General features: G+C 39.2%; 5 protein-coding genes. All 5 read left to right on the top strand.

Annotation, left to right across the window (positions count from 1 at the left end):
• The first annotated feature begins 341 nt into the window (after window positions 1-341).
• The 5 genes from HNQ34_RS13225 to HNQ34_RS13205 are packed head-to-tail and all read left to right on the top strand — an operon-like array spanning window position 342 to window position 6,118.
• The gene (locus HNQ34_RS13225; RefSeq protein ID WP_183255374.1) at window positions 342-1,151 is read left to right on the top strand and encodes a sugar phosphate isomerase/epimerase family protein; all 810 of its coding nucleotides are present in this window, start codon (window positions 342-344) and stop codon (window positions 1,149-1,151) included.
• A gap of 25 nt (window positions 1,152-1,176) precedes the next feature.
• Window positions 1,177-2,364 (top strand): substrate-binding domain-containing protein, encoded by a 1,188-nt coding sequence (locus tag HNQ34_RS13220; protein ID WP_183255372.1) that lies wholly within the window; start codon window positions 1,177-1,179, stop codon window positions 2,362-2,364.
• A gap of 27 nt (window positions 2,365-2,391) precedes the next feature.
• Complete coding sequence (locus HNQ34_RS13215; protein WP_183255370.1) at window positions 2,392-3,576, top strand: levoglucosan dehydrogenase; 1,185 nt, start codon at window positions 2,392-2,394, stop codon at window positions 3,574-3,576.
• Between the two features lie 57 nt (window positions 3,577-3,633).
• Window positions 3,634-5,133: a sugar ABC transporter ATP-binding protein gene (locus HNQ34_RS13210; protein WP_183255368.1), complete on the top strand. Its 1,500-nt coding sequence runs from the start codon at window positions 3,634-3,636 to the stop codon at window positions 5,131-5,133.
• Complete coding sequence (locus HNQ34_RS13205) at window positions 5,114-6,118, top strand: ABC transporter permease (RefSeq protein WP_183255366.1); 1,005 nt, start codon at window positions 5,114-5,116, stop codon at window positions 6,116-6,118. Before HNQ34_RS13210 ends, HNQ34_RS13205 begins: the two co-directional genes overlap by 20 nt.
• Window positions 6,119-6,123 lie beyond the last annotated feature (5 nt).

Raw genomic sequence — 6,123 nt, 5'->3', positions numbered from 1 at the left:
ATGTTGTGAAAAAACAGCTCCATGTCGCCTAAGGGGTGCCCTGTTTGTCTCTTTTTAAATGGTAATTATTGTTATCGAAATTGCTCAACTACAGTCAATTAGAAAAAAATCAGTATATATTGAGAGATCGACTTATTATTCGTGACACTTGCAAAAAGTATGTTGAGATAGGTTTTAAAATGTAATCCATTACATTTTAAAACCTACAAATTATCTTTTTTAAACATTTTTCAATGTAATCGATTACATTTATTTACTTGAGGAGGTGGTGAAATTTCTATACGTCCGGTATAGTTGTGTAAATGACCTAAACAAATCAAACTCGAATGGAGGTAGTAATGATGAAACTAGGTTATCAAACAAATACTTGGGGAGGAGTAGTCGGCCACCCTGCAGGTGTTACATCTGTTAAGGATCTTTACTATCTTGCAAATGGTTCAACAGAAGAAGCATTAAAAGATATTGCTGCAACTGGGTATACAGGATTTGAAATTTTTGATGGAAATCTTATGCAATATATAGATAAAAAAGAAGAATTGAAGAAATTGATGGCTGATCATTCATTGGATCTTATTGGTGTGTATTCAGGCGCGAATTTTATTTTCCCTGACATTTTAGAGGAAGAATTATTAAAGATGGAAAAAGTTGCTGCTTTCGCATCCGAGTTAGGTGCAACACATTTTGTGGTTGGAGGCGGCGCAATTCGAACGAATGGCATTTTGGAAAGCGATTACATCGATTTAGGACATGCCCTTGATAAAGTTGTAGCGATTGCAGAAAAATATGGTTTAATTCCAAGTTATCATCCTCATTTAGGAACGATTGTTGAGTCTCCGGAACAGTTGGATAAACTGATGAGTTTGACGTCTATTTATTTATGTCCCGATACAGCTCATATAGAAGCTGGGGGCGGCGATCCGGTTGAGGTGATCAAAAAATATTCGTCTCGTATTAAGTATATCCATTTCAAAGATTATGACAACGGTCAATTTCTACCTTTAGGAGAAGGGCATCAAAACTTTGATGAAATGATAAAAGCGTTAGAAGAAATAAATTATGATGGATGGATTACTGTAGAATTAGATAGTTATCCAGATCCGAAAAAAGGCGCGGAAATTAGCAGAGCGTTTTTAAGAAAGTTTAATCTTTAGCATCTAATGAAGGGGGAAGGGTTGTATGAAAAAGTTTTTTTCCATGTTGATTGTCGTCTTGCTTCTTAGCATCGTTGCTCTTGTTGGTTGCAGCCAAAAAGAAAACGCTACCAATTCTTCTAGTAAACCATCCGATGGCGGAAAGGTAGAGGAAACAGGAGAGAGCACAACATCGGGGCCAATTACCATTAACCCGGAAATTTCTGGGGATCAACAAATTTTAAGTAAGGGTCCTCATGGTGAAACAGCGATTTCTGCAAAAACATTACAATTAACGGAAGAAGAAGTGCAGAAGATTAAAGAAGGGAAATATAAAGCAGCTATTGTGATGCACTATGCTGGGAATGACTGGTCAACAGCGCAAATTGATGGTCTAAAAGCAACGTTTAAAAAGATGGGGATCGAAGTAGTAGCGGTAACAGATGCGAATTTTAAAGCAGAAAAGCAAGTTTCTGATATTGAAACGGTGTTAGCAAAAAAACCGGATATTATAGTCAGCATTCCGGTTGATCCAGTTTCTACTGCCGAAGCATACAAAAAAGCAGCAGAAGCAGGTGTAAAACTCGTATTTATGGATAATGCTCCTCAAGGGTTAACAGCAGGCAAAGATTATGTCAGTGTTGTTTCAGCTGATAACTATGGAAATGGAGTAGCAGCTGCAGAAATTATGGCGGATAAACTAAACGGTAAAGGGAAAATCGGTGTTATTTTCCATGACGCAGACTTCTTTGTCACAAAACAGAGGACAGAAGCGTTTGAAAAGACAATCAAAGAAAAGTATCCTGACATCAAAATTGTAGCGCGGGGCGGTATTACAGCTCCGAATGATGGAGAAAAAGTAGCGTCTGGTATGTTAACGAAACATCCAGATTTAGACGGTATTTTCGCGGTTTGGGATGTACCTGCTGAAGGAGCATTAGCCGCGGCGAGAACAGCTGGACGCGATGATTTAGTGATTACTACAATTGATTTAGGAACGAACGTGGCACTAGAGATTGCTTCTGGTGGCATCGTGAAAGGATTAGGAGCACAACTTCCATATGACCAAGGCATAGCTGAAGCTATTTTAGCTGGTTATGCGTTGCTTGGAAAACAAGCTCCGCCTTATGTGGCAGTGCCATCATTAAAAGTAACAAAAGAAAATGTGTTAGATGCATGGAAGCTTGTTTATCATAAAGATGCTCCTGATTCCATCCAAAATGCAGCAAAATAAAAAGATTAACTAGGAGGTTTTTGTGCTATGAAAAAATTTAACGTTGCGATGATTGGTGCAGGATTTATGGGGAAAGCGCATTCACTTTCATACGCTGGAATGCCAATGTTCTTTTGGCCAGCTCCGGGAATTCCTTATCGTAAAACTGTAGTCGATGTAACAGAAGAGTTGGCAAAAGAAGCTGCTCAACGTTTCGGCTATGAAAATTACACTGCTAATTGGAGAGATGTTATCGAAGATCCAAGCATTGACATCGTAGATATTGTAACACCAAATGACTCTCATGCGGAAATTGCTATTGCAGCTGCGAAAGCTGGAAAACATATTATTTGCGAAAAGCCGTTAGCACGAAACGCTGAGGAAGCAAAGAAAATGTGGGATGCGGTAAGGGAAGCAGGCGTTAAGCATATGGTTGCGTTCAACTACAGAAGAACTCCAGCTGTGGCTCTTGCTAAAAAGTATATTGAAGAAGGGAGAATCGGTAAAATCCTTAATTTTCGCGGTACGTACTTGCAAGACTGGTCAGCGGATCCTAACTCTCCATTGTCATGGCGTTTTCAGAAAAAGGTCGCGGGTTCGGGAGCGTTAGGAGATATCGGTACACACGTTATTGACTTTGCACGCTATCTTGTAGGAGAAATTTCAGAGGTAATGGCCATCACAAAAACATGGGTGCCGGAAAGACCGATTCAAACTGGTGGTGTTGATAAATTAGGTACAGTGAAAGGACAAGCTGATACTCCTAAAGGAATAGTTGATGTCGATGATGAGTTCTCGACCTTATTAAAATTTGAAAACGGTGCCGTTGGTAGCATCGAAGCGACCCGAAATGCTTGGGGACGCAACAACTTCCTAACCTTTGAAATCCATGGTGAAAAAGGCTCGTTATACTTTAACTATGAACGGCGCGATGAATTACAAGTATGCTTTGCCGATGATCCAAGCGATAGTAAAGGATTTAGAACCGTTTACACAGGACCTGCCCATCCATATGGTGAAGGGTTATGGCCGATTCCAGCTCTAGGGATCGGATACGGTGAAACAAAAATTATTGAAATTTACGATTTCCTCAAATCGATTGTCGAAGATACGGAAGTTTCACCAAACTTCTATGACGGTTATCGTATCGCCGTTATTTGCGACGCCATTTTAGAATCTGCTGAAAAAGGTATGTGGATCAGCTTAAATGAGACATCGTTAAGTGTAAACTAGGAATTTTGGGGGCTACTTTCACGAAAGTAGCCCCCAATAAAAAAGAAGGTGATTATAATGCAACAGCCTCTATTATCAATGGAAGGAATTTCAAAGTCTTTTAATGGGATTAAAGTGCTCGATTCCGTCAACTTCTCACTCCACAAAGGAGAAGTTCACGCACTGATGGGAGGAAACGGTGCTGGAAAATCCACATTGATGAAAATATTAACCGGAGTTTATACGGCGGATGAAGGTGAAATCTTCATTGAAGGAAAAAAAGTTTCGATCAATAATACGGAAGATGCGAAAAGAAATTATATATCAATGATTTTCCAAGAGTTCAGTTTAGTACCAACATTAACGGTTGCTCAAAATATATTTTTGACACGTGAACCAAAAAATTCGATAGGATTTCTCAATGAAAAGTTATGTAATGAAAAAACGAAGGAGCTATTAAAAGAATTAGAAGTAGATGTCGAACCAACCGATGTGATTGCCAATCTCGGTGTTGGATATTGGCAAATGACAGAAATTGCTAAAGCGTTATCGCAAAACACAAAAATTTTAATCATGGATGAACCAACTTCCTCTTTAACGAAAAAAGAAACAGAGGTTCTTTTTGATATTATTCATAAATTGAAAGAAAAAGGGATCTCTATCATTTATATATCACATCGCATGGATGAAATCTTCCAAATTTGTGACCGAATTACGGTTTTACGTGACGGTAAAAAAATTACGACGGAAAATTGCGACGAGATAAGCATGGAAACGGTCATTCAACATATTGTAGGCGCAGATTTGGATAAAGCGTTTGAGTGGAAGGAAAGAGTTTATTCAACAGAAGGAACTCCAGTATTAGAAGTAAAAAATCTTGCCTCGGGGACGAAAGTCAAAAATATTAGCTTTCGATTATATCCGGGGGAGATTCTTGGTGTTGCCGGACTCATGGGAAGCGGAAGATCAGAGATGGTTCGGGCCATCTTTGGAATTGATCCAATTGATGGTGGAGAAATTTTTGTTAAAGGGAAAAAATGTACGATTAAAGATCCTGTGGATGCGATCAATGTTGGTATAGCGCTTATTCCGGAAGATCGAAGAATGCAAGGATTAATACTGCAGCATAGTGTAAAGGAAAATATTATTTTACCAATTCTTTCAAAAATTAAAAGAGGCATCTTCCTAGATAATCGAAAAGCAAACGATATAGCGGAAACGTTTGTTAAAACGTTAAATATTAAGACAGATGACATTTTTAAAACAGTGCGATTGTTATCCGGAGGAAACCAACAGAAAATCGTTTTAGCAAAATGGCTAGCGAATAATCCTGATATTTTGGTTTTAGATGAACCAACCATCGGTGTAGATATTGGTGCAAAGACGGAAATTATGGATATTATTCGAAAGTTAGCAGATAGCGGAAAAGCGGTTTTAGTGATTTCTTCAGAGCTACAAGAACTTCTTGCCGTAAGTGACAGAATTATCGTCGTTCATGGAGGAGAGGTTGTCAAGGAGCTCAAACGGAAAGAGATTCATTCAGAGGAGGTTCTCCAACATGCCATCCAAGGACATTAAGCTAAACGAGCAAGTAAAATTGCAAAACAGTGTTAGTTTCGCAAAACGGTTTAAAGGAGTGGATTGGCGCGATTATATTGTATATATTGCGTTCATCGGTGTGATCATTTATTTTTCTGTTACGTTGTATGACGACGGATTTTTGACAACATCCAATTTGCTCAATATCGCACGACAAACGGCAATGATCTCGATTATGGGAGTAGCGATGACGTTTGTCATTAGCACCGGTGAAATTGATCTTTCTGTTGGTTCCATTACTGCCCTTGCTTCATTGACAGCTGCATTAGCGCTGAAAGCAGGGTTAGGGCTGTTAGGAGGAGTAGCTGTCGGATTAGGGACAGGATTAGTGATCGGAGTAGTCAATGGTCTTCTTATCACGAAGGTAGCCATTCCTTCTTTCCTTGTAACATTAGGGATGATGGGGATTGTCAAAGGATTAGCAATGTGGATTACCGATACCGCTCCAGTTCCGATTGTTCACTCCACGTTTAACTTTTTATTCGGTTCAGGGGATATTGGATCCATCCCTATTTTACTAGTATGGACGCTCGTTATTACGGTGATTGGTCATATTATTTTGAAGAAAACAGCGTTTGGAAGACAGACATTGGCAACTGGCGGGAACGAGATGGCTGCCAAATTTACTGGCGTGAAAACGTCGAAAATTAAATTTCTTGTCTTTGTAGGATCAGGTTTAATGGCGGGATTTGCCGGACTGCTATATGCAGGTCGGATGCATGCAGGAAGATTTACGTTTGGTGAAGGGGATGAGTTATCAGTTATTGCCGCTGTTATCCTCGGTGGAACAAGTTTATTTGGCGGGGTTGGTACAGTTATTGGTACGGTCATCGGTTCTTTAATGATTGGTACTATTAACAACGGTTTAATCATTATGGGATTGGATGTTAGCCAACAAATGATTGTAAAAGGACTCATTATTATTTTAGCAGTGGCATTTGGAAGAAAAACATTGAAAAAATAGGAGGA

Source organism: Anoxybacteroides tepidamans, assembly GCF_014201465.1.
GTDB classification, from domain to species: Bacteria; Bacillota; Bacilli; order Bacillales; family Anoxybacillaceae; genus Anoxybacteroides; species Anoxybacteroides tepidamans.
Note: the sequence above shows the minus strand (reverse complement) of the source record. Positions and strands in the feature narration are given on the sequence as shown.